This window comes from Marinobacterium sp. NO-S09 (assembly GCF_059179545.1).
The window spans coordinates 2,442,148-2,465,548 of the sequence record NZ_CP168954.1 but is presented as its reverse complement, the minus strand read 5'-3'; the positions used below and the strand labels follow the sequence as shown (position 1 = coordinate 2,465,548).

Here is a 23,401-nt window from a genome sequence, read left to right as displayed (position 1 = left end):
ACCAGCGTTTGCATCGAAACAAAACAGGCAGCCGTTGGCTGCCTGTTTTGGTATGGGGAAATGCTTCAGGTTTGCCTAGAAACCTTCCTGGCGATACAGCGGGATCTCGTGCTTGCTGGCGTATTCGATTGCCTGATTAATTTCTGCCAGCATACGGGCTTTGTCACGCCCAAGAGTACCCTTCAAAACCAGTGAATTGGACACATGGTCACTGCGGAAAATGCTCTGCTTCAGCTCTGTAGCTTCAATTAGCATCCGCATCTCCTGGAACAATTCCAAGCCGTTAAGCGGCTGAAAATCACCGTCATAACCGGCCAGAACCTTTTTGTCCGTACCGCGCCGAAAGAATAGCACCAGGGTGGCGAGATACTCAGGCTGCACCAGGTTGACCAGGCGTGCCGATTCCCGCGCATGCTCCTCGCTAAAGCGTTTTCCGCCACCACCATTGATCAGCATCACCGAGCGCTTGATACCGGCCTCACCGGCCTTGAGTAAAGCCTCAGCCGTAGTATCGAAGGTTTCACCCTTATCAAAGGCGCTGAGCACGGTATTTGAACCACTTTCCGCACCCATGTAAATCAGCGTCAAGCCAAGTTCACGCAGCTCCGATAACTCTTCGACCGATTTGCGCTTGAGGTTGGATGGCAGGCAGTACGCAGAAACGCGACGTACCGATGGCATATGTTCGCGAATAGCCTGCAAAATGGCCTTGAGGCGGCGAACAGACAGCGCCATGGCATCCCCATCCGCCAGGAACACGCGCTGCACCTGGGGCAGCTGCTGGCCGCAGCGGGCAATCTCTGCCATCACCTCATCTTCTGCCTTGGGGCGAAAACGCTTGTGATCATCGGTGTACATGTCACAGAAGGTGCAGCGGTTCCAGCTGCAACCATTGGTGACCTGCAAGATTAGAGAGTCAGCCTCACTGGGTGGGCGGAACACAGGTTCGATATACTCGACCGGCGGCTGTGAATACCACATCAGCTGGCTCGGGTGCGCTTGAACAGGGTGTAGAAGTTTTCAGTGGTTTGCTCGGCCACCTGCTCCACCGGGATGCCCTTCAGTTCAGCCACACAGGCAGCCACGTCGGCAACATACGCGGGCTGGTTCTGTTTGCCACGGAAAGGTACCGGAGCCAGATAGGGAGAGTCGGTTTCGATCAGCATGCGCTCAAGCGGAACGGCTTTAACGACCTCACGCAGCTCCTCTGCATTGCGAAACGTAATGATGCCGGAGAAGGAAATCATGTAACCCAGTTCCAGTGCAGATTTGGCCATTTCCAGAGATTCGGTAAAACAATGAAGCACGCCTGCCGAGTTCACATTGCCATGCGCCTTAATAAGCTCGATGGTATCTTCACGCGCATCGCGGGTATGCACGATAACCGGCAGATCCAACTCCCCTGCCAGCTGCAAATGACCGGCAAAGCTCTCTTTCTGCTGCTCGATACTGTCCTGGGTGTAGTGGTAATCGAGCCCGGTTTCGCCCAGCGCGACGATGCGAGGGTTACCAGCCAGCTGGCGCAGGCGACCTTCATCGTAGGGGCTTTCTTCTACATGCAGTGGATGAATACCGGCCGAGAAGAATACATTGTCGAAATCGCTGGCACAGGCATACATGCTGTCGAACTTGTTAAGATCGACACAGACACACAGCATCTTGTCGACGTTGCGTTCCTGAGCGGCAGAAATGACATTGCTGAGCTGGCCATCATGCTTATCGAGCTTAAGCATATCGAGATGGCAATGAGAGTCTATAAACATCAAGCCTCTGAACTTTTACAGTGTATTGGTGCGGCGCCCACTGCTGGACATACCCGCCAGGTAGGTTTCGATCTTGTTGACCAGCGACGAATCATCACTGGAGAGCTGGATACCGATACCCGGTACACGCCCGCCCTGGGCTGCTTTTGGTGTCACCCAGATAACCTTGCCCGTCACCGGAATCTTGTCCGGCTCATCCATCAACATGAGCAGCATGAAAACCTCTTCCCCGAGCTGATAGCTGCGTGTAGTGGGAATGAACAGCCCGCCATTCGTTACAAACGGCATGTAGGCCTTGTAGAGATTTTCCTTGTTGTCGATATTCAGGGACAGTATACCGTGACTGATCCTTGGAATTATGGACATGATTCAACGTTCCCCTGTTATCGGACCAATGCAGACCACTGCAGCAGAAGTGTCTCCAGCAACAGCTGTCGATTGGGATTCTGACGCAGCATAAGACTGACCCTCTCTTCCTGGATGCGATCGGCTAACGAAAAGATTCTAACGCGACTGGTCTGTTTGGCAACTGCTTCCAGCATGCGGCGCATATCGGCGTTGATCCGCGGCTCGTCCGAGCCGGTCATCTGCATGCGAACCACATCATTAAGCAGGCTGGCAAGCCAGTCCAGACAGTTTAGCAGATCCGCCTTGCCTAGTTTGGTTGCCAGCTCGGATGCGCTCGTACGGCCTCGCAGCAGGTCTGCAAGCCCCGTCATCAGCAGCTTGCGCTGATCCATTGCATCACTTTGGTACAGATCTCTCGCGCGCAAAGGCGCACCGTGAGCCAGTCCAAGCAGTTGACTGGCCTTTGCCGGCTCAAGATCCAGCGATTGTGTCAGCCACTGAGCGGCCTCATCTGGCGATGGTATAGCAAAATCGATGCGCTGACAGCGGCTGCGGATAGTTGGCATCAACTGCCCCGGCTGGTGGCTGATCAGGATCAGTAGCGTATCCTCACCGGGTTCTTCCAGAATCTTCAGCAAGGCGTTGGCTGATGAGGTGTTTAACGACTCGGCCGGCTCAAGAGTTACGATACGGTAGCCGCCCTGCTGGGCAGTGCTGTGCAGGCGATCGATCAGTTCACGTACCTGGTCTACCTTGATAGGTTTGCCCTGGGCTTCCGGGCGCAGCTGAAAGCGATCGGGGTGGTGACCGGCGATACGCAGCTCACAGCTATGACAATGGTCGCAGGGTTTGTTGCCCTGAGGGTTGTGGCACAACAGCAAATTACCCAGCGCTTCGGCAAATTCTGCCTTGCCTATACCAGCAGGCCCCGACAGCAGCAACGCATGCGGGAGTCGACCATGATGGCGCTGCTCCATGACACGCTCCCAGCGACTCCCAAACCAGGGGTAATCAGCTACATCGCTCATACGCTGGCTCCAAAGCGCTGCAAAACGTCCAGAATTTGCTGTTGCACGAGGGTTAACTCAGGTGAGGCATCAATTACTGCAAAGCGATCAGGTTCTGCTTCAGCGCGTTGCAGGTAGAGATTACGAACCGCTTCGAAAAACTGCAGCTGCTCCGACTCGAACCGGTCCGGCGCACTACGGGCACTGGCACGTGCCATGCCGATTTCGACCGGAACGTCCAGCAACAGGGTCAGGTCGGGCCTGAGCGTTTGCTGGACCAGCTGCTCAAGGGTGGCAATGGCTGACATATCCATACCGCGGCCAGCGCCCTGGTAAGCGTAGGTCGCATCGGTGAACCGGTCGCACAGCACCCATTTTCCGGCGGCCAGAGCAGGCTTGATAACCTGTTCCAGATGCTGGGCGCGTGCAGCAAAGACCAGTAACAGCTCCGTCAGGTCGGATACCTGCTCGTCGCGGGGCGCCAACAGCAACTCTCGCACTGATTCGGCCAGCGGAGTGCCACCGGGTTCACGTGTTCTGACAACATCGCGCCCCTGTGCCCTGAGGCTGGCTTCAATAAAATCGAGATTGGTGGTTTTGCCCACCCCTTCTCCACCTTCGACTGAAATGAAGCGACCGCTTTGCATCTTCTTACTCTTCTGGTGACGAACGATAATCGCTGCGCCGGCTCAACTGATAGCGGCGTACGGCGTTGTTATGTTCGCGCAATGTATTGGAAAACTGGTGGGTGCCATCGCCCTTGGCAACAAAATACAGTGCCTTGCCCGGTGCCGGGTTCATGGCTGCCTCGATGGCTTCGCGCCCCACCAGTGCGATAGGTGTTGGCGGCAAGCCGTTGATTACATAAGTATTCCAGGGTGTCGGTCGGCGCAAATCCGCACGTGTAATATTGCCCTGGTAACGGTCGCCCATACCGTAGATGACTGTGGGGTCAGTCTGCAGGCGCATGCCACGCTCTAGACGACGGACAAAGACCCCGGCGATCTGGGGGCGCTCACGAGGAACACCGGTTTCCTTTTCAATAATGGATGCCATGATCAGGGCCTCATAGGCCGTATCATAAGGCAGCTCAGGTTTACGTGACTCCCAGGCTTCGGCCAGTACTTCCTGCAAATCGGCGTAAGCCCGCTGTAGCAGGTCGACATCACTGGTGCCGCGTTCAAATTGATAAGTTTCGGCCAGGAACAGTCCTTCAAGGGCCGGCAGATCCGAATTCAATTCTTTCAACAGTGCTTTTTCATCAAGCGCATCCAGTGTGTGCTCCAGACGGTCATCTGCCAAAAGGCGTTGGCGCAACTGCTTGAACGTCATCCCTTCAACCAGTGTGAAGCTGTAACTGATGGTCTCACCCGCAACCACCCGATCAAGCAGGTCGCGCACCGACATGCCGGGCTCAATCTGATACTCACCGGCTTTAATGGCGGTTACCGAAGGGTTCAGGCGGGCTTCGAGACGTAGCCACAGAGGACTGTCGATGAGCCCTTCATCATTGAGTTGCTGGGCAAATTTGCGGAACCAGGTTCCGGCATCGACGTGTAGTTGCCTGGACTGCTCAATCGGCAGCTGGGCACTCATTTTTTCCTGATGCAGCTGATAGCCGCCCCATCCCAGAGCAGCAACCAGCACAATAAGCAGGGTTAGCAACAGCAGCAGCTTTTTAATCATTTTACCTTCCGTTGTAGCTGCAAGGATTGCAGGCGAAGCGTCATATGTCCCAGCGGGTATTCCTGCTCGCCCAAGTTGGTAATTGGCCAGATGCCATTCAGGCTGTTGCAGAGAAACAGTTCGTCAGCAGCCATTACCTGTTCGGGGCAAAAATCACCAATATGGACCTGGACACCCCAGGCATCAGCCTGGGCAATGATCTGGCGCCGCATAATACCATTGATACCGCTGCCGGACAGGTCGGGGGTGTGCAGGCAGCCTTCGGACACGAAAAAAAGATTGCTCATCGTGCCTTCAATCACAAAGCCGCGGGTATCTGATACCAGCCCTTCGCGACAATTTGTGTTTCGCCACTCTTCACGGGCCAACACCTGCTCAAGACGGTTCAGATGCTTGATACCACTCAGGGCAGGCTGAACCGCAAGCCGTGTTTCACACCAGCACACATCTATACCCATTTCAGGCTGATCCGGGTATGCCGGCATGGGCGAAAGCGTGACGATGCGGCTGGGGTTGGCAGGGCTTGGCGTAAGGTAACCACGGCCACCACTTCCCGCAGTCACAATAAGCTTGAGAACAGCATCACCCGCTGGCAAGCTCAGCCCGGCGATATCGGCTTGCAGGGCGTCCATAAGCCCTTGATCAGGAATGCCCAATCGCTGACAGCCTTGCAGCAGACGATCAAAGTGGGCATGGAGTAATGCGGGTTGGCCAGAACTTACCAGAATGGTTTCGAACAGACCCTGCCCATATGCCAAACCACGATCCGAAACAGGAATCGCCGAAGCAGGCAGGCCGTTGATCAGGGTTGAGGTCGACATCGGAAACAGAAGGAGGCGCTAGCGCCTCCTCTTACCTCAGCTTCGGTTGAAAATCAGCGTACCGTTGGTACCGCCAAAGCCGAAGGAGTTGGACATTGTCGCATCAATCTTGCACTCCTGAGAGGTGTGCGCCACATAGTTGAGGTCGCAGCCTTCTGAGGGGTTGTCCAGGTTGATGGTTGGCGGTGCCACCTGATCACGCAGAGCCAGCACACAGAACGCAGCTTCAACCGCGCCGGCAGCACCCAGCAGGTGGCCGATCATGGATTTGGTTGAGCTCATGCGAACCTGGTCGGCAGCACTGCCCAGTACACGCTTGGCAGCGTTGGACTCGGCGATATCGCCTGCCGGCGTGGATGTGCCGTGGGCGTTGATGTAATGGATGCGACCCGGATCGATCGCAGCATCGTTCACGGCATTCTGCATGGACAAGGCTGCGCCGGCGCCATCTTCAGGCGGTGCCGTCATATGGAAGGCGTCATCAGACATGCCGAAGCCGGACAGCTCACAATAGATATGAGCGCCACGTGCTTTAGCGTGCTCGTATTCTTCCAGAATCAGCACACCTGCCCCATCACCCAGAACGAAACCATCACGGTCGCGATCCCAGGGGCGGCTGGCCGCTGTCGGGTCATCATTACGCGTCGAAAGTGCTCGTGCAGCAGAGAAACCTGCCAGCCCAAGCGGAGTGGTCGCCATTTCAGCGCCACCGGCCACCATGACATCCGCATCTCCGTACTGGATCATGCGCATGGCGTGGCCAATGTTGTGCGTACCACTGGTGCAAGCCGTGGTAATCGCGATGTTAGGTCCGCGCAGGCCATATTTGATTGCCACGTTTCCGGAGATCATGTTGATGATGCTGCCCGGAACAAAGAAAGGTGAAACGCGACGAGGCCCGGAATTGTTCAGTGTATCGTGGGTCTTCTCAATCATCGGCAGGCCACCGATGCCAGATCCGATTGCGCAACCAATGCGGTGCGCATTGGATTCAGTCGCTTCAATACCGGCATCTTCAATGGCCTGAGCGGCCGCAGCCATACCGTATTGAATAAAGAGATCCATTTTGCGTGCTTCTTTGGCACTCATGTACGGCTCAAGAGAGAAGTCCTTGACCGATGCAGAGAAGCGCGTTGCGAACTGAGAGGCATCGAAGAAATCGATAGATGCTGCGCCGCTTTTACCGGCAAGGATATTGTCCCAGGTGTCCTTCACGGTATTACCTACAGGTGTAAGCAAACCCAGTCCGGTTACAACCACTTTTCTGCGAGACATCCTATTCCTCCAGTCTAGAGGCCTGATAAAAGAAAAGCCGCACTATATTCGCATATAGATGCGGCTTTTCGACTAATTCTGTCGGGATTGATTACTGATGAGCGTTGATGTAATCGATCGCGAGCTGAACGGTGGTGATTTTTTCAGCTTCTTCATCAGGAATCTCAGTTTCGAATTCCTCTTCCAGAGCCATTACCAGCTCAACAGTGTCCAGGGAATCGGCGCCCAGATCTTCGACAAAGGAAGCGGAGTTAACAACTTCTTCTTCTTTGACGCCCAGCTGTTCAGCGATGATCTTTTTTACGCGCTCTTCAATGTTACTCATATCTCTTCCTATTATCTCTTCAGTACCATCACATCGCAGGATGCGAGATGGAATTTTAGAAAACCCATTACGCTCTGGCAACAAGTGTGACGGTTTGGAATTGTATCTCCGTCAACTGACGGCCAATTATCAACAATCCGACGAAAAAAACAAATTTTCTTTCGCCGGATTTTGTCCTTGATCAGGACATGTACATACCACCGTTCACGTGAATGGTATCACCGGTGACATAAGCACCACCATCACTGGCCAGAAAACCAACAACTGCTGCCACTTCTTCCGGCTGACCAAGACGGTTCATCGGAATCTGCGCCTGCAGGTTTTCCTTGTGCTCATCTGCCAGACCAGAGGTCATATCGGTATCTATGAAGCCAGGTGCAACACAGTTAACCGAAATGTTGCGAGAGCCCACTTCGCGCGCCAGAGCGCGTGTAAAGCCTTCCATACCGGATTTGGCTGCGGCGTAGTTGGACTGCCCCGCGTTACCCATGGATGCCACCACGGAGCTGACGCTGATGATACGACCCCAGCGTGCCTTGGTCATGCCGCGAAGGCAGCCTTTTACCAGACGATACATGGAGTTCAGGTTGGTGTTGATTACACCATCCCACTCATCTTCCTTCATCCGCATCAGGATGTTGTCACGGGTGATACCGGCATTGTTCACCAGGATCTCAACCGTACCGAAATCAGCCTGAACAGCCTTCAGCACGGTTTCAACAGATGCGGAATCAGCCACATCCAGCACCATACCAGTGCCTTTGTTGCCGGCCTCAGCCAGGTATGCCGAGATTGTTTCGGCGCCCTTTTCGCTGGTAGCGGTACCAATTACGACAGCGCCCTGAGCGGCCAGGTTCGAAGCAATCGCCTTACCAATTCCTCGGGTTGCGCCGGTAACCAGTGCAACTTTGCCTTCAATACTCATGAAAGTTGTTCCTAACGTCCTGAAAAATTTCAGCTAAGGGCCTTTTCCAGCCCAGCCGGTTCACTGATGGAGATTCCCGTCAGGGAACGGTCGATCTTCTTATTGAGGCCTGTCAGTACCTTGCCAGGGCCACATTCAATCAGGGTATTTACCCCTTTGCCTGCCATCTGCTGTACGCAACGCGTCCAAAGGACAGGGCTGTAAAGCTGGGCAACCAGATTCTGTTTCAAGGTTGCCAGGTCTGCTGCCTGCTCGGCCGATACATTTTGTACTACCGGGATAGCAGGCATGCTCAGTTCGATATCGGCCAGAGCCGCTTCAAGGCGCTCTGCGGCCGGCTGCATCAGGGCGCAGTGAGAAGGAACGCTCACCGGCAGTGGCACAGCACGTTTGGCGCCGGCAGCCTTACAGGCCTCAATGCCACGCTCTACGGCCGCTTTTTCACCTGCAATCACAACCTGTCCAGGACAGTTATAGTTCACAGGAGAAACAACTGCACCCTCGGCAGCTTCTTCGCAGGCTGCTTCGATAGCGTCATCTGCCAGTCCCAGGATTGCCGCCATGGCGCCTGTGCCAGCCGGTACTGCAGCCTGCATGGCTTCACCACGCAGCTTCACCAGCTTTACACCATCTGCCAGCGACATTGCGCCGGCGCACACGAGAGCCGTGTATTCACCCAGGCTGTGGCCCGACATAACGACAGGCGCAGCACCACCCTGCTCCTGCCAGAGGCGCCACAGAGCCACACCGGCGGTTAGCAGCGCAGGCTGGGTATTTTCAGTGCTGTTGAGGGACTCTTCTGGTCCATCCTGGCACATGGCCCACAAATCGAAGCCCAGAGCTTCGGATGCTTCGGCAAAAGTTTGCTCGATGATCGGATTGGCACTGGCCAGCTCAGAGAGCATACCCAGCTGCTGTGAACCCTGACCAGGAAAAACGAAAGCAAGCGTCTGCGACATGGTTTCCCCATATTCTACGTGTGACTTTGAGCCTGGCGAAACGCTCAGGTTAAAGGCCGCTAGTGTACAACATTCGGGGGCAAATAGAAGATTGGAGGCTTTTATGCAGGACGTAAAGGAAACAAACCTGTATTAAAAACCGGCAGAAAGATAAACCGAAGATTAATTCTGAACAGAACCAGAGCGAGGTAGATGTTGTTCCAGGTGATCGCTGATTAAAGCGGGAATATTCATTTCCGCTTCACTAATTGCCTGATCGATGGCATGACCGAAACACTTGCGATTGGCGCCGCCGTGACTCTTGACCACTATCCCCTGCAGACCTAGCAGGCTGGCTCCATTTCTGCGGCTTGGGTCCAGTTGTTCCTGAAGATCCTTCAATATCGGCCGTGCCAGAAAAGCCAGCAAACGGCGGTACAGGCTCTGGCTAAAGCTTCTGCGTACCTTGCGGCTTACCAGGCGGGCCAGGCCTTCACTGCTTTTCAGGGCGATATTGCCAACAAAACCGTCACAGACAACCAGGTCTACCTTACCGGAAAATACGCCATCGCCTTCGATAAAACCGACATAGTTAAGACCGGGCTCCTCTGACAACAGGCGCGACGCCAGTCTGACCTGCTCGTTACCCTTGATCTCTTCGGCGCCGATGTTCAACAAGCCAACGGTTGGCTGACTGATCTGCTCAACGGCCTGGAGCATAACCGACCCCATAATGGCGAACTGCAACAAATGCTCGGAGGAGCAGTCCACATTGGCCCCCAAATCAAGCATGTAGGAATGGCCTTTGAGCGTGGGAATAGCCGTGGTGATCGCTGGACGATCAATGCCGGGCAGTGTCTGCAAGCAGGTGCGCCCCATGGCCATCAAGGCACCGGTATTGCCCGCGCTGATGCATGCCTGAGCCTCGCCCTTGGCAACAGCTTCCAGAGCCATGTACATGGAGGAATCGCGGCGACGGCGTAATGCAAAGGATGGTCTTTCATCCATGGCCACAACAGAGTCGGCATGAACAAGATGAAGACGTCGAATCAGATTGTCAGGGTGGCGTGCCAGGAAAGGCTCAAGGGAGGACTGTTGACCAAACAGCAGTATTTCAAGGTCGGGGTGGCGAGACAGGGCATCGATGGCGGCCAATACGGTAACACGGGGACCATGGTCCCCGCCCATCGCATCAACCGCAATGCGATACCCTGCGGTCAAGCTTACTCGTCGCCTTTGGCTACGACCTGACGGCCACGGTAGAAACCGTCAGCGCTGACGTGGTGACGACGGTGGGTTTCACCGGTAGTTGCGTCAACAGCCAGAGTCGGGTTGCCCAGTGCATCGTGAGAGCGACGCATATCACGCTTTGAACGGGACTTTTTGTTCTGCTGTACTGCCATGGTAAATAGCTCCTGGTTTAACTCTTATCGGCCTTTTTAAGCTGGGCCAATACACTAAAGGGGTTGGGTTTTTCTTCCTGCGTCCGGGCCGTTTCCGCGTCACCGAACGAGGTTTGAATACTGCAATCATCGTGATACGGAACCAGCGGCAGACTCAGCATCAGCTCGTCCTCGATGACTGGTAGCAGTTCAATCTCATCCGTTTCAATGATCAAAGGATCATAGCTACGGGGCAGATGCTTCGCTTGCTCATCCGTCAGCGCTACCGCGAGATTGAACTCGGCGTTAACGTCTACTTTAACCGGCTCAAGACAGCGCTGGCATGTCATTAAGACACTGCCGTGCGCATGACCAGTCAGGATGCACAGGTTCTGTTCATCTTTCGCAAACTGAAGATCGACATCTACAACACCCTCGTCAGTAACGAGGTTGGAAGCCAATCGTGGCATGGCTGCGATAGTAGCCGTACCGGCAAGTGCCGTTTCCCACTCAGCCAGTTTGCGAGGTTCAATTTTTTTCGGTAATGGACCGTACGACATAAGCGCGCAATTCTAGGGTTAGAACCCCTATCTGTCAAAGGAAATAGGGGTTTAACGGAATATTTGAGGCGCCTATTATATCAGAACCTTTTCATTACTCCCTACTTCATATTAAAAGGAGTCGATATGTTGCCGAATATAGTGCTGGCCTCCAGCTCACCCTGGCGTCGAGATGTACTGGATAAGCTGGGGTTGCCCTATCGCACCCGGCATCCAGATATCGACGAAACAGCTCTCTTTGATGAATCCCCCGCTGATCTTGTTAGCCGCCTCTCGCTTGAAAAGGCGAAAAAAGTCGCTGAAGCGGAAACACATGAAGATGTTTTGATCATTGGTTCCGATCAGGTTGCGGTGCTGGATGACCGCATTATCGGCAAACCGGGTACTCATGAGCGTGCTGTTGAGCAACTAAGGGCAGCATCTGGTCGAAGCTTCACCTTTTTGACGGGTCTGACGCTGCTCAACAGTGCAACTGGAAACGCGCAAACGGAAGTCGTGCCCTTTCACGTGCACTTTCGTGAACTGACAGAGCAGATGATTGAAGGCTATCTGAGGCACGAACAGCCCTACAACTGTGCCGGTAGCTTCAAATCCGAGGGGGCGGGTATCGTGTTGTTCGAGCGTCTGGAGGGGGATGACCCCAACACCCTGATCGGCTTGCCGTTGATTCGGCTGGTCAGGATGCTGGAGTCGGAGGGCGTACACCCGTTTTGATTACTGCAGACTAAACCCGGCGCGGGCACCAAACTGCAACGCCAGTTCCCGCGCTACCTCAGTACCAAACTGCTTGATAATCCGATCAATAGGTCGTGGGCGAGAGGTATAGTCGACAAGCTTGTCAGCGCCCACGATATCCCTTGCCACCATTGAGCTACTGCCCAGGCCGTCGATAAGACCCAGCTCAAGCGCCTGCTCGCCGGTCCAGATCAGGCCGGAAAACAGTTCGTCATTTTCCTGCAGACGATCGCCTCGCCCCTTTTTAACCTGGTCGATAAACTGTTTGTGAGTGGTATCCAGAACGGTCTGCCAGAATTCACGATCCTGATCCTGCAGCGGCGCAAAGGGATCCAGGAAGGCTTTATTCTCGCCCGCCGTAAGCGTGCGACGTTCAACGCCCAGCTTATCGATCAACTCAACAAAGCCAAAGCTGGAGGAGATAACACCGATGGAGCCAACCAGGCTTGCTTTATCGGCATATATTTCATCCGCAGCGGCAGCAATATAATAAGCACCGGATGCGCCGATATCGGTTATAACGGCATAAACCTTTTTCTCCGGATAAAGCGCGCGCAGACGTTTGATTTCATCATAAACATAGCCTGACTGAACCGGACTGCCGCCGGGGCTGTTGATACGCAAAATCACCGCACGACTACGTTCCGCTTTAAATGCCTCCCGCAGCGCGGTGACCAGAGCATCGGCATTGGCCTGTTCGTCATCGGCAATCGGGCCTTTGACTTCAACCAGTGCGGTATGCGGATGCGGCACGACATCATCAGTATCGAAGTCATTACCCAGCCAGAAAAGACCCAGAATTGCGAACAGATAGGTGAATGTCAGCAGTTTGAAGAAAATTCCCCAACGGCGTGCACGTCGATGTTCGACATGCAGGCTGCCAAGCATTTTCTCAATCAGGCGCCACTCGCGTTCCGTGCCGGGCTTTTCAACAGGCTTGCCTTGAGGCTTATCTGACGGACCTGTCTCGGATTCCTGTTTATGTGGAGGCTCTACGCCCCAATGCTCATCACTCACATCTATCCCTCGTATCAGTTGATTCCGTTGCGCTGTTCGAGCCAGCGTTCCAAATCCGGGAAATGGTGAATTTCACCGACCGGCTTTAATACCTTCAAGCGGTCAATATGATGGGCACCATAACTGACGGCCAACGTATCCATGCTGGCATTACGCCCCATTTCCAGATCGTACTCTGTATCGCCAATCATCAGCGCCTGCGAAGCAGAGACACCGCTCTGCTCAAGAAGTTCGTGCAGCATGAGCGGGTCAGGCTTGGATGCGGTTTCATCCGCACAGCGCGACAACTCAAACAGACTGCCAATCCCGGTTTCTGCAAAGACATGATCAAGCCCCTTGCGGCTTTTACCGGTAGCCACCGCTAGCCGATAGCCTTTGCTCTTCAGGCTCTCCAGCGTTTGTTGCACGCCGGGAAAGAGTACGGCAGGCGTCGGGTCAGCACCCAGGTAATAGTGACCGTACCGTTCACGAACGGGATCGATGATGTGGTCACCCTCCCCCGGGAACAGCTTCGCAATCGCCTCAGGCAAACCAAGGCCGATAATATCCTTGGCCGCTTCCCAGGTGGGGATCGGGAGCTCCAGATCCCGTGCTGCAGAGCGCAGGCAGGACGCGATACGGGTGGTCGAATCTATTACTGTCCCGTCCCAGTCAAATATTAGCAGCTTGTACAAGCCGGACTCCTTTTCAGTTGCGACACTTAGCTTTCCTGGCGTGTCGGCCAGATCAGCAGCTCACCCACATCCACATGCTCTGGCTGCTCCAATGCATAGATAACCGCATTGGCAATGTCATCCGCTTTGAGCATGGCAGCATCTTCACCGTACATGTTGCTTTTAACAATGCCGCGAATTTTTTCGTGACCAATGCTGTCAGGCAGTTCGGTATCCACGGAGCCCGGCTGAATGTCGGTAACCCGCACACCAAAGCGGATCGCTTCCTTGCGCAGGGTTTCAGAGATCGCTCTCACGGCATGCTTGGTACCGGCATAGACTCCTGCACTGGGGTAGGTTGTGCGCGCCGCAATGGAGCTGACGTTAACAATATGCCCTGCCTTGCGCTCAGCCATGCCTGAATAGACGGCATTAATGGCATAAAGTACGCCTTTGATGTTCACATCGATCATTTGATCCCATTCATCAACGCGGCCATTGATGATCGGGCTGATCGGCATGGTGCCGGCATTGTTGATAAGGATATCGATACCGCCCAATGCGCCCAGCCGCTCCGCTACAGCTTCCATGGCCGCACGATCTGAAACGTCCACCGCTTCAATATGAACTTGCGCTCCCTGTTTTTTCAGTTCTTCTGCCAGGCTTTGCAAGCGGTCTTCGCGACGGGCGGAAAGCACAACTTCAGCGCCCTCACCTGCCAGCGCACGCGCGACGGCCTGGCCAATACCTGAACTGGCACCCGTAACCCAGGCGCGTTTACCTTTGAATTTCATAGAGGTATCCAACAACGTATTTATGACTCACATCTGAATGGCGCCTATTCTGAAGCATGCTCAGAAAAGGGTCCACCAGAACGAAAAAACCGCTGACGCGACCGACAGCGGTTTTCGGGAACACCTGACTCGCACTATTTAACGGTGCTTGAACTCGGGTTTACGCTTTTCAGCAAATGCATTCATGCCCTCAGCCGCATCTTCAAACGCGAATGTGGACTGGAATGCGAAACGCTCATGCTTGAGCCCGTCTGCCAGATTGGCGCTCACCGCCATATTGACGGCCTGCTTGATGATGCCAACAGCGGGTGCTGAATTGGAGGCAATCTTGCGTGCAGTCTTGAATGCGGACTCCTGCAGCTCTTCAACAGCAACAATGCGTGCTACAAGACCACTGCGCTCGGCTTCTTCAGCGTCCATCATGCGCCCGGTCAGACACATTTCCATAGCCTTGGCTTTACCCACGGCTTTGGTCAGGCGCTGAGTGCCACCGGCACCCGGCATGGTGCCGATGCCGATTTCAGGCTGGCCAAACTTGGCTGTTTCAGCGGCAATGATGAAATCGCACGCCATGGCCATTTCACAGCCACCACCCAGTGCAAAGCCTGCCACCGCAGCAATTACCGGCGTGCGGGCTTCATCAATGGCACGCCAGCAGTCGCGCTTCACGTACGGGAAATCCAGTGCATACAGGGAGGCAAAGTTATGTTCCTTCATCTCCTTGATGTCAGCACCGGCCGCAAATACCTGGTCACCACCAGTGAGCAGGATACAGCGTACGTTTTCGTCTGCTTCAAGAGCATCAATTGCCTGCCCCAGCTCAGACGTCAACTGCAGGTTGAGCGCGTTCATCGCTTTGGGACGATTGAGCGTGACGATACCAACTGCGTCACGCACTTCCACCAGTACGGTTTCAAAGTTCATTACGCGCTCCTGACTCACTTTGGGTGGCGACGGCTCTGCACGAAGCGGAAACGATTGGCCACGAAGGCGTAGTCAGACAGTGCAGCATTAGCCGCCGGGTTGCCGCCAGTAGCATGGAAGTCACTGAAGGCAGCACTCTGGTTGACGAACACACCGCCGGTCAGGTTGGTACTCAGTGCAACACAGGCATCCAGTGCGGCTTCTTCGATTTTTTCGATCTGAGCTTCGTCGCTGCTGTAGCAACCCATGGTGATGGCACCGTGCTTCTTGACGATATCGCGTGCCAGTTCGATGCTGTGATCGCGGCTGTCAGAGCGAACGATGAAGCTGATCGGGCCAAACAGTTCCTGACCCCATACATCTTCTTTCTCGGCATCGATGGTCATGATCAGCGGGCTGCGCACACGCGCATTTTCAAACTGCGGGTGAGTCAGTTTTTCAGAATCACGTACAACGGTGCCAAGACCTTTGCTGTCCTCGATACGCTGAGCAGTCGCTTCAGACTGGATGGCGCCAAGTACCATGGCGGCACGATCAGGATCAGACAGGAACTTGGTCACGCCGGTTGCGATAGCTTCAGCTACCTCATCGAAGGACTTGGGGCCCAGATCGGTTTCAATACCGTCCTTGGGTACAAAAATGTCCTGAGTCGTGGTGCACATCTGGCCGGAGTACAGGCTCAGCGTGAACGCCAGGTTGCGAACCATGCCTTTGAAGTCATCAGTAGAGTCGATGACGATGGTGTTGGCACCGGCTTTCTCGGTATAAACCTGCGCCTGCGGGCAGTTCTGTTCCAGCCAGTCACCGAATGCAGTGTTACCGGTGAAGTCGATCAGCTTCACTTCCGGACGCTGAGCCAGCTCCATGGTTTCAGGTTTGGCCGGATCGGTATCGACATACAGAGAAACAATGTGCGGCGGCAGGCCCTGCTCTTTCAGAACTTCCTGCGCAACCTGAACACTGATGGCAGCCGGCAGTGCAGCAGCCGGGTGTGCCTTCACGACAACCGGGTTACCGGTAACCAGAGAGGCGAACAGACCCGGGTAGGTGTTCCAGGTCGGGAAGGTGGAACAACCGATCACCAGGCCTACACCACGACCACAGGCAGTAAATTTCTTCTCCATGACCAACGGGTCATGTTTGCCCTGCGGTTTGGTCCAGGTAGCCTGCGCAGGAACACCTGCCATGGTTTCGTAACCATAGGCAACGGCTTCAAGACCTCGGTCCTGAGCGTGAGGACCACCCGCCTGGAAGGCCATCATGAAACCCTGGCCAGAGGTGTGCATTACAGCGTGAGCGATTTCAAAGCTGCGCTTGTTAAGGCGATCAAGGATCTCCATGCAGATGCCAGTACGACCTTCTACACCCTGATCACGCCATGCCTTGCGGGTTTCTTCCATCGCCGGCAGCAGCTTGACCATATCAACAGTCGGGTACTGTACATTCAGTTCAATACCGTAGGGGGAGACTTCAGCACCCGTACGACCACTGACGCCCGGCATTTCCAGCTCGAAAGGCTTGTTCAGGTGAGCCTTGAATGCGGCTTCGCCATCAGCAGCGGCTGTCTCGCCGTAGGCACGCGGGCTTGGGTTCTCGGACCAGGGGCTGAAGTAGTCACGGCTATGGATGGCCGCCAGCGCCCCATCGAGGGTGCTTTTGTGCTTGGCAAAAAGGTTCTCGCTCATCAGGTGTCTCCCTTGTGCTATGCGCTGCTCATAGGCAACGCGATTTTGTTCTGTTTGGAGTCTGAGTATGGCAGCCAGGCCAGTGCCTGTATGCCCGAGACGCACCCTTGCGGGGCGTACTCATTTGTTTACGACTATATTGATCTCGATATGATCAACAAGATACAGCAATCATTGTGATACGAAAAGAACAATATATCTGTTAAATATTGTATCTCTTTTGTCTTTTGGGTTAACCTTGCCGAAGCTTTAGGGGCCCATGCCAAGGCTTGGCTCGCTTCCGCGCCATACCGCCTGAGCCCCTATTATAGTGCCTATCAGGGACTGTCCAAGTCTGAGCGGCCAGAAAATGATACGGCGACAACGATAACAAAACACTTAAAACGGTATTTCTATGCAGCATGAGTATCAGGACATTCTTGTCTCCGATATTTCCAGCGGTGTGCTGACCATCACCCTGAACCGTCCTGAAGCCTACAACGCATTGCGCACCCAGTTGCTCAGCGAAGTGGCCGAGGTTCTGGATCAGGCAGCACAGAATGATGACGTTCGCGCGGTGGTGATCACCGGCAACGAAAAAGTGTTTGCAGCCGGTGCTGACATCAAGGAGATGGCTGCACTGGACGCCGTGGGTGTTCTTAATGACCCGCGTGTACTTCACTGGCGTCGTATTGCCCAGTTCTCCAAGCCGCTGATCGCAGCTGTAAACGGTTTCGCCCTTGGCGGCGGTTGTGAGCTGGTGATGCATGCCGACATCGTTATCGCCGGTGACAATGCCCAGTTTGGCCAGCCCGAGATCAACCTGGGGATCATCCCGGGTGCGGGTGGCACTCAGCGCCTGCTGCGTACCGTAGGCAAGTCCATGGCGATGCAGCTGGTCTTGTCCGGCGAATTCATTTCTGCTGCACAGGCCCGTGATTTTGGCCTGGTCAGCGAAGTCACCATTCCCGAGCGTTCTCTGGAACGTGCAACCGAGCTGGCACGCAAAATTGCGACCAAGCCGCCGATTGCTGTTCGCCAGGCGAAAGAAGTCCTGCTCAAGGCCTACGAGACAACTCTGGACAGCGGCCTTAGCCTGGAACGCAAAGCCTTTACCCTGCTGGCGGCCACTGAAGACCGTAATGAAGGTATTGCGGCTTTCATGGAAAAACGTAAACCGAACTTCACAGGAAAATAAGACCATGGCTTACGAAACAATCGAATTCGAGATTACTGACGGCGTTGCAGTACTGACACTGAACCGTCCTGACCGGATGAACAGTTTCAACACCGAGATGCATGCTGAAGTTCGTGATGCGATCAAACAAGCGAAAAAGAGCGAAGAAGTTCGCTGCCTGCTGATCACCGGTAATGGCCGTGGTTTCTGTGCCGGCCAGGACCTGAGTGATCGCAACGTTGATCCCAATGCGGAAATGCCGAACCTGGGCGAGTCCATTGAAAAGAACTACAACCCGCTGATCCGCAGCCTGCAGGCGCTGGAAATGCCGGTTATCTGTGCGGTGAACGGTGTTGCAGCCGGCGCTGGCGCCAACATCGCCTTTGCTTGTGACATCGTCCTGGCTGCCCGTTCTGCGTCTTTCATCCAGGCATTCTGCAAAATTGGTCTGGTGCCGGATTCCGGTGGTACCTGGACGCTGCCGCGTCTGGTTGGTCATGCGCGTGCCATGGCCCTGTCTATGCTGGGTGACAAAATCAGTGCTGAACAGGCGATGGCCTGGGGCATGATCTGGAAGTGCATCGATGATGAAGCGCTGAAAGACGAAGCGCTGGCCATGGCCAAGCAGCTGGCAACTCAGCCGACCAAGGGCCTGGCTCTGATCAAGCGTGCCATTCAGTCAAGCTGGGACAACAGCTTTGACGAGCAGCTGGACCTGGAACGTGACCTGCAAACCCTGGCCGGTCGCACTGAAGACTATCGTGAAGGCGTTTCTGCCTTCATGAACAAGCGTCAGCCCACTTTCAAAGGCAAGTAATCATGAGCATTTTTACAAATGAATCCGTTATCGGCGTAATTGGAGCTGGCACCATGGGCGCAGGTATTGCTCAGGTGGCCGCCAAGGCTGGCCATCCGGTATTCCTGTTTGATGCCGCTGAAGGCGCTGCAGCACGTGGCCGTGAAAATGTGGCCAAGGGCCTGCAGAAGCTGGTTGCTCGCGGCAAGATGACCGCTGAAGATGTTGATGCTCTGGTTGGCCGCATTAAGGTGATCACCTCTCTGGAAGAGATGGCGCCTGCTGCCCTGGTTATCGAAGCGATTGTTGAGCGCCTGGACGTTAAACAGAGCGTTTTTGGTCAGCTGGAAGAGATCTGCTCCGAGCAGACCGTCCTGGCGACCAACACCTCCTCCATCTCTGTTACGGCCATTGGCAGCACGCTTAAGCGCCCGCAGAACCTGGTTGGCATGCACTTCTTCAACCCGGCACCGATCATGAAGCTGGTTGAAGTGATCAGCGGCCTGGACACCAAGCCGGAAATTGCTGACGCAATCTTCGAGCTGTCCGCCAGCTGGGGCAAAAAGCCGGTACACGCCAAGTCCACACCGGGCTTTATCGTTAACCGTGTTGCACGCCCCTTCTATGCTGAAGGTTTCCGTATCTTCCAGGAAGGCGGAGCTGACACGGCCACCATTGATGCCTTGCTGCGCGAAGCTGGTGGTTTCCGCATGGGTCCGTTTGAACTGACCGACCTGATCGGCCACGACGTGAACTACGCGGTGACTTCATCCGTATTCGCCGCCTACTATAACGATCAGCGCTTCCTGCCTTCCCTGATTCAGCTGGAACTGGTCAACGCCGGTCACTTTGGCCGCAAGACCGGAAAAGGCTTCTATGATTACAGTGAAGGTGCTGAAAAGCCTGCTCCGAGCACAGCTGCCGATGCTGACAAGCCCAACACTGTGACCATTGAAGGTGAACTGGGCGTTGCCGAGTCTCTGGTAGCCCTGTTCGAAGAAGCAGGCATTGAAGTTGTACGCACTGAAGGTGATGGCTGCATCCGTATAGGTGATGCCACCCTGATGCTAACCAACGGTCAATTCACTACTGTTCGTGCCGCCGAAACGAGCAACCGTAACCTGATCCATTTCGATCTGGCGCTGGACTACAGCCAGTCCACACGTATCGCGCTGGCACCGGCTGACAAGGCGGATGAGTCTGCTATCAACAAGGCGGTTGGCCTGTTCCAGGCTGCTGGCAAAGCGGTCAGCCTGATCGATGACATTCCGGGCATGGTGGTAATGCGTACGCTGGCCATGCTGGCCAATGAAGGCTTTGATGCGGTTAACCAGCAGGTGTGCAACGAAGAAGCCGTTGATATCGCCATGCAGGGCGGTGTGAACTACCCGCGCGGTCCGATCAGCTGGGCGAGTGAAGTTGGCCTGGCGCGCATTCTGCACGTTCTGCGCAACCTGGGTGCCAGCTACGGTGAAGACCGTTACCGCCCGTCTCCCCTGCTGCTGCGTAAGGTTGCCGGAGGTCGCCAGTCATGAAAGCGAGCGAAATGAACCCGCAACAACTGGCCGAAGCCTCCAGTGCCGCCATGCATGAAAATGATTATGCAGCCCAGGGCCTGGATATTCAGATTGAAGAAACGCGCCCGGGTTATGCGCGACTGAGCATGAAAGTCCGCAAAGATATGCTCAATGGCCATGCCATCTGCCACGGCGGTTTCATTTTCACGCTGTCGGATACGGCGTTCGCCCATGCTTGCAATAGCTATAACAAGGTGACTGTAGCCAGTGGCTGCAGCATTGAGTTTGTTGCACCCGGTTTCCTGGACGACACCCTGACTGCGGTTGCAGAAGAACGTCAGCGCAAGGGTCGCACCGGCGTTTATGACATCACCGTCTTTAACCAGAACAATGAAGAGCTGGCCCTCTTCCGTGGCAAGTCCTACCAGATCAAGGGGACACTGCTGCCGGAAGATGAACCAGCCGCCTGAGGAGAAACCCAATGAAAGATGCCTTTATCTGTGATGCTATCCGCACACCGATTGGTCGCTATGCAGGCACCCTCGCCAGCGTTCGTGCTGACGATCTGGGCGCCATCCCGATGAAAGCGCTGATGGAGCGTAACCCGGACGTGGATTGGACTCAGGTAGATGATGTCATCTACGGCTGTGCCAACCAGGCCGGTGAAGATAACCGTAACGTGGCGCACATGTCATCTCTGCTGGCAGGCCTGCCGGTAGAAGTGCCGGGCACTACTGTGAACCGTCTCTGTGGTTCCGGTATGGATGCAGTGGGTCTGGCGGCTCGCTCCATCAAGTCCGGTGATACCGAACTGATGATCGCCGGTGGCGTTGAGTCCATGTCCCGTGCGCCTTTCGTGATGGGCAAGGCTGAATCTGCGTTTACCCGTAACCCGAACGGCCTGTATGACACCACTATCGGCTGGCGTTTCATCAACCCGCTGATGAAGTCTCAGTACGGTGTGGACTCCATGCCTGAAACTGCGGAAAACGTAGCTGCTGATTTCAACATCAGCCGTGAAGATCAGGACGCTTTTGCTCTGCGCAGCCAGCAACGTACCGCTGAAGCACAGAAGAATGGCAAGCTGGCTGAAGAGATCATCCCGGTCACCATTCCGCAGCGCAAAGCGGATCCGGTCGTGTTTGATACCGATGAGCACGCCCGTGCCAGCACAACTCTGGAAGGCTTGGCTAAACTGAAGACACCTTTCCGTGAAGGTGGTTCGGTAACAGCGGGTAATGCTTCTGGTGTTAACGATGGTGCCTGTGCCCTGCTGATCGCCTCTGAAGAAGCGGCTAAAGCCAATGGCCTGACGCCTAAAGCACGCATTGTTGCCATGGCAACTGCCGGTGTAGAACCGCGTATCATGGGCTTTGGTCCGGCACCGGCTGCACGCAAGGTACTGGCTAAAGCGGGCCTGAGCATCGAAGATATGGATGTAATCGAGCTGAACGAAGCTTTTGCAGCACAGGCGCTGGCCGTAACCCGCGACCTGGGTCTGCCGGATGATGCAGCACACGTTAACCCGAACGGTGGTGCTATCTCCCTGGGTCACCCGCTGGGCATGAGCGGCGCCCGCCTGATCACCACTGCCATGTACGAGCTGCACCGTACGGGTGGTCGTTACGCCCTGTGCATGATGTGCATTGGTGTCGGTCAGGGTATTGCCACCATTATTGAACGCGTCTGATCCCCAACTCAGGTGCCAGAACTCCAACTATTACAAACAACGGGATAATAACAAGCATGAAACACCAACAGCCTATGATGCGTGGATCCCTCGAAGAAATTGAAACCGCGAGCATTGACGAGCTGCGCTCAACCCAGCTGCGTCGCCTGCGCTGGAGCCTCGCGCATACCTATAACAATGTCCCCCACTTCAAGCAGAAGTGTGACGAGAAAGGCGTTCACCCGTTCGAGCTGAAATCACTCGAAGACCTGAAGCACTTCCCGTTCACCACCAAACAGGATCTGCGTGACAACTACCCGTACGGCATGTTCGCCATTCCCATGGACGAAATCGTACGTATCCACGCATCCTCCGGTACTACCGGCAAGCCGACTGTTGTGGGTTACTCCCAGAACGATATCGATACCTGGGCTGATGTCGTAGCACGCTCTATCCGTGCTGCTGGCGGCCATCGTGGTGACAAGGTACACGTATCCTACGGCTACGGTCTGTTCACTGGTGGTCTGGGCGCGCACTACGGTGCCGAGCGTCTGGGCTGCACCGTGATCCCCATGTCCGGTGGTCAGACCGAGAAACAAGTTCAGCTGATTCAGGACTTTGCGCCCGATATCATCATGGTGACCCCGTCCTACTTCCTGAACATTCTGGACGAGATGGAGCGTCAGGGTGTTGACCCGCGTGAACTGCCGCTGCGAACCGGCATCTTCGGTGCCGAGCCCTGGACCGATGAAATGCGCAAGAATATCGAGCAGCGTGCCGGTATCAGCGCTGTCGACATCTATGGTCTGTCTGAAGTGATGGGCCCGGGTGTTGCCATGGAGTGCATCGAAACCAAAGATGGTCCCACCATCTGGGAAGATCACTTCTACCCGGAAATCATCGATCCGAACACCGGTGAAGTTCTGCCGGACGGCGAGTATGGTGAACTGGTCTTCACGTCTCTGACCAAGGAAGCCATGCCGGTTGTACGTTACCGTACACGCGACCTGACCCGTCTGCTGCCGGGTACTGCACGTCCGATGCGTCGTATCGACAAGATCACTGGCCGTTCCGATGACATGCTGATCATCCGTGGTGTAAACGTGTTCCCGACTCAGATCGAAGAACAGATCCTGAAAGTCGCAGCACTGGCACCGCACTACGAGATCATCATCACCAAGAACGGCAACCTGGACATGGTCGACGTTAAAGTCGAGCTGGCACCTGAAGCCAAGGGTACTGATGAAGCCGCTGTGATCAAGGAACTGCAGCACCACATCAAGTCCTACATCGGCATCAGCACCAAAATTGCCATTGTCGACAGCGGCAGCATCCCGCGCTCTGAAGGCAAGGCCCAGCGCGTATCTGACCAGCGCAAGTAAGTCTTACCAGGATTTAAAACGTAAAAAAGCCGGCAATTTGCCG

At 55.0% G+C, this 23,401-nt stretch carries 26 protein-coding genes; 7 read left to right on the top strand and 19 right to left on the bottom strand.

The window, feature by feature from the left end:
- Positions 1 to 75: 75 nt before the first annotated feature.
- The 14 genes from O3C79_RS11395 to O3C79_RS11330 form a co-directional block, all read right to left on the bottom strand.
- Positions 76 to 981 (bottom strand): radical SAM protein, encoded by a 906-nt coding sequence (locus tag O3C79_RS11395; RefSeq protein ID WP_494383199.1) that lies wholly within the window; start codon positions 979 to 981, stop codon positions 76 to 78.
- Positions 981 to 1,763 (bottom strand): TatD family hydrolase, encoded by a 783-nt coding sequence (locus O3C79_RS11390; RefSeq protein WP_494383198.1) that lies wholly within the window; start codon positions 1,761 to 1,763, stop codon positions 981 to 983. Before O3C79_RS11390 ends, O3C79_RS11395 begins: the two co-directional genes overlap by 1 nt.
- Before the next feature lie 15 nt (positions 1,764 to 1,778).
- The gene (locus tag O3C79_RS11385; protein WP_010323858.1) at positions 1,779 to 2,129 is read right to left on the bottom strand and encodes a PilZ domain-containing protein; all 351 of its coding nucleotides are present in this window, start codon (positions 2,127 to 2,129) and stop codon (positions 1,779 to 1,781) included.
- Positions 2,130 to 2,146: 17 nt separating this feature from the next.
- Positions 2,147 to 3,139 carry a DNA polymerase III subunit delta' gene (locus O3C79_RS11380; protein WP_494383197.1) on the bottom strand — a complete coding sequence of 331 codons (993 nt, stop codon included), beginning with the start codon at positions 3,137 to 3,139 and terminating at the stop codon, positions 2,147 to 2,149.
- Positions 3,136 to 3,765, bottom strand: coding sequence for a dTMP kinase (gene tmk, locus O3C79_RS11375; RefSeq protein ID WP_494383196.1), 630 nt, complete (start codon positions 3,763 to 3,765; stop codon positions 3,136 to 3,138). Before tmk ends, O3C79_RS11380 begins: the two co-directional genes overlap by 4 nt.
- A 4-nt stretch (positions 3,766 to 3,769) precedes the next feature.
- Positions 3,770 to 4,804, bottom strand: a complete 1,035-nt coding sequence (mltG, locus tag O3C79_RS11370) for an endolytic transglycosylase MltG (RefSeq protein ID WP_494383195.1) — start codon at positions 4,802 to 4,804, stop codon at positions 3,770 to 3,772.
- Positions 4,801 to 5,625 carry an aminodeoxychorismate lyase gene (gene pabC, locus O3C79_RS11365; RefSeq protein WP_494383194.1) on the bottom strand — a complete coding sequence of 275 codons (825 nt, stop codon included), beginning with the start codon at positions 5,623 to 5,625 and terminating at the stop codon, positions 4,801 to 4,803. The genes mltG and pabC overlap by 4 nt, the downstream gene beginning before the upstream one ends.
- 36 nt (positions 5,626 to 5,661) lie before the next feature.
- Positions 5,662 to 6,900, bottom strand: coding sequence for a beta-ketoacyl-ACP synthase II (fabF, locus tag O3C79_RS11360; protein WP_494383193.1), 1,239 nt, complete (start codon positions 6,898 to 6,900; stop codon positions 5,662 to 5,664).
- Positions 6,901 to 6,991: 91 nt separating this feature from the next.
- The gene (gene acpP, locus O3C79_RS11355; RefSeq protein ID WP_010323864.1) at positions 6,992 to 7,225 is read right to left on the bottom strand and encodes an acyl carrier protein; all 234 of its coding nucleotides are present in this window, start codon (positions 7,223 to 7,225) and stop codon (positions 6,992 to 6,994) included.
- A gap of 181 nt (positions 7,226 to 7,406) precedes the next feature.
- Positions 7,407 to 8,150, bottom strand: coding sequence for a 3-oxoacyl-ACP reductase FabG (gene fabG, locus O3C79_RS11350; protein ID WP_076462393.1), 744 nt, complete (start codon positions 8,148 to 8,150; stop codon positions 7,407 to 7,409).
- Positions 8,151 to 8,179: 29 nt separating this feature from the next.
- Positions 8,180 to 9,109 (bottom strand): ACP S-malonyltransferase, encoded by a 930-nt coding sequence (gene fabD, locus O3C79_RS11345; protein ID WP_494383192.1) that lies wholly within the window; start codon positions 9,107 to 9,109, stop codon positions 8,180 to 8,182.
- Between the two features lie 162 nt (positions 9,110 to 9,271).
- Positions 9,272 to 10,309, bottom strand: coding sequence for a phosphate acyltransferase PlsX (plsX, locus tag O3C79_RS11340; RefSeq protein ID WP_494383191.1), 1,038 nt, complete (start codon positions 10,307 to 10,309; stop codon positions 9,272 to 9,274).
- Between the two features lie 2 nt (positions 10,310 to 10,311).
- Positions 10,312 to 10,491 carry a 50S ribosomal protein L32 gene (rpmF, locus tag O3C79_RS11335; protein ID WP_010324065.1) on the bottom strand — a complete coding sequence of 60 codons (180 nt, stop codon included), beginning with the start codon at positions 10,489 to 10,491 and terminating at the stop codon, positions 10,312 to 10,314.
- 17 nt (positions 10,492 to 10,508) lie between these two features.
- The gene (locus tag O3C79_RS11330; protein WP_494383190.1) at positions 10,509 to 11,030 is read right to left on the bottom strand and encodes a YceD family protein; all 522 of its coding nucleotides are present in this window, start codon (positions 11,028 to 11,030) and stop codon (positions 10,509 to 10,511) included.
- A gap of 126 nt (positions 11,031 to 11,156) precedes the next feature.
- Between O3C79_RS11330 and O3C79_RS11325 the strand changes: the two genes are divergently transcribed.
- Positions 11,157 to 11,744: a Maf family protein gene (locus tag O3C79_RS11325; protein ID WP_494383189.1), complete on the top strand. Its 588-nt coding sequence runs from the start codon at positions 11,157 to 11,159 to the stop codon at positions 11,742 to 11,744.
- On the opposite strand, the gene sppA is transcribed toward O3C79_RS11325, so the two are convergent.
- From sppA to paaN, 5 genes are all read right to left on the bottom strand, one after another.
- Positions 11,745 to 12,782, bottom strand: a complete 1,038-nt coding sequence (gene sppA / locus O3C79_RS11320) for a signal peptide peptidase SppA (RefSeq protein WP_494383188.1) — start codon at positions 12,780 to 12,782, stop codon at positions 11,745 to 11,747.
- Between the two features lie 14 nt (positions 12,783 to 12,796).
- Complete coding sequence (locus tag O3C79_RS11315; RefSeq protein WP_494383187.1) at positions 12,797 to 13,456, bottom strand: HAD family hydrolase; 660 nt, start codon at positions 13,454 to 13,456, stop codon at positions 12,797 to 12,799.
- Positions 13,457 to 13,482: 26 nt separating this feature from the next.
- On the bottom strand, positions 13,483 to 14,229 hold the full coding sequence (locus O3C79_RS11310; protein ID WP_494383186.1) for an SDR family oxidoreductase: 747 nt from the start codon (positions 14,227 to 14,229) through the stop codon (positions 13,483 to 13,485).
- A gap of 138 nt (positions 14,230 to 14,367) precedes the next feature.
- Positions 14,368 to 15,153: an enoyl-CoA hydratase-related protein gene (locus O3C79_RS11305; RefSeq protein WP_010324059.1), complete on the bottom strand. Its 786-nt coding sequence runs from the start codon at positions 15,151 to 15,153 to the stop codon at positions 14,368 to 14,370.
- 14 nt (positions 15,154 to 15,167) lie between these two features.
- The gene (gene paaN / locus O3C79_RS11300) at positions 15,168 to 16,838 is read right to left on the bottom strand and encodes a phenylacetic acid degradation protein PaaN (RefSeq protein WP_494383185.1); all 1,671 of its coding nucleotides are present in this window, start codon (positions 16,836 to 16,838) and stop codon (positions 15,168 to 15,170) included.
- A 394-nt stretch (positions 16,839 to 17,232) separates the two neighbouring features.
- On the opposite strand from paaN, the gene paaF reads away from it, so the two are divergent.
- The 6 genes from paaF to paaK are packed head-to-tail and all read left to right on the top strand — an operon-like array spanning position 17,233 to position 23,358.
- Positions 17,233 to 18,015 (top strand): 2,3-dehydroadipyl-CoA hydratase PaaF, encoded by a 783-nt coding sequence (gene paaF, locus O3C79_RS11295; RefSeq protein ID WP_417532610.1) that lies wholly within the window; start codon positions 17,233 to 17,235, stop codon positions 18,013 to 18,015.
- Between the two features lie 4 nt (positions 18,016 to 18,019).
- The gene (gene paaG / locus O3C79_RS11290; protein ID WP_076462403.1) at positions 18,020 to 18,811 is read left to right on the top strand and encodes a 2-(1,2-epoxy-1,2-dihydrophenyl)acetyl-CoA isomerase PaaG; all 792 of its coding nucleotides are present in this window, start codon (positions 18,020 to 18,022) and stop codon (positions 18,809 to 18,811) included.
- 2 nt (positions 18,812 to 18,813) lie between these two features.
- On the top strand, positions 18,814 to 20,325 hold the full coding sequence (gene paaH / locus O3C79_RS11285; RefSeq protein WP_494383184.1) for a 3-hydroxyacyl-CoA dehydrogenase PaaH: 1,512 nt from the start codon (positions 18,814 to 18,816) through the stop codon (positions 20,323 to 20,325).
- Complete coding sequence (gene paaI, locus O3C79_RS11280; protein WP_494383183.1) at positions 20,322 to 20,777, top strand: hydroxyphenylacetyl-CoA thioesterase PaaI; 456 nt, start codon at positions 20,322 to 20,324, stop codon at positions 20,775 to 20,777. Before paaH ends, paaI begins: the two co-directional genes overlap by 4 nt.
- 11 nt (positions 20,778 to 20,788) lie before the next feature.
- Entirely contained in the window at positions 20,789 to 21,997 is a 1,209-nt protein-coding gene (pcaF, locus tag O3C79_RS11275; protein ID WP_494383182.1) for a 3-oxoadipyl-CoA thiolase, read from the top strand.
- A gap of 56 nt (positions 21,998 to 22,053) precedes the next feature.
- Positions 22,054 to 23,358 carry a phenylacetate--CoA ligase PaaK gene (gene paaK, locus O3C79_RS11270; protein ID WP_494383181.1) on the top strand — a complete coding sequence of 435 codons (1,305 nt, stop codon included), beginning with the start codon at positions 22,054 to 22,056 and terminating at the stop codon, positions 23,356 to 23,358.
- Positions 23,359 to 23,401 lie beyond the last annotated feature (43 nt).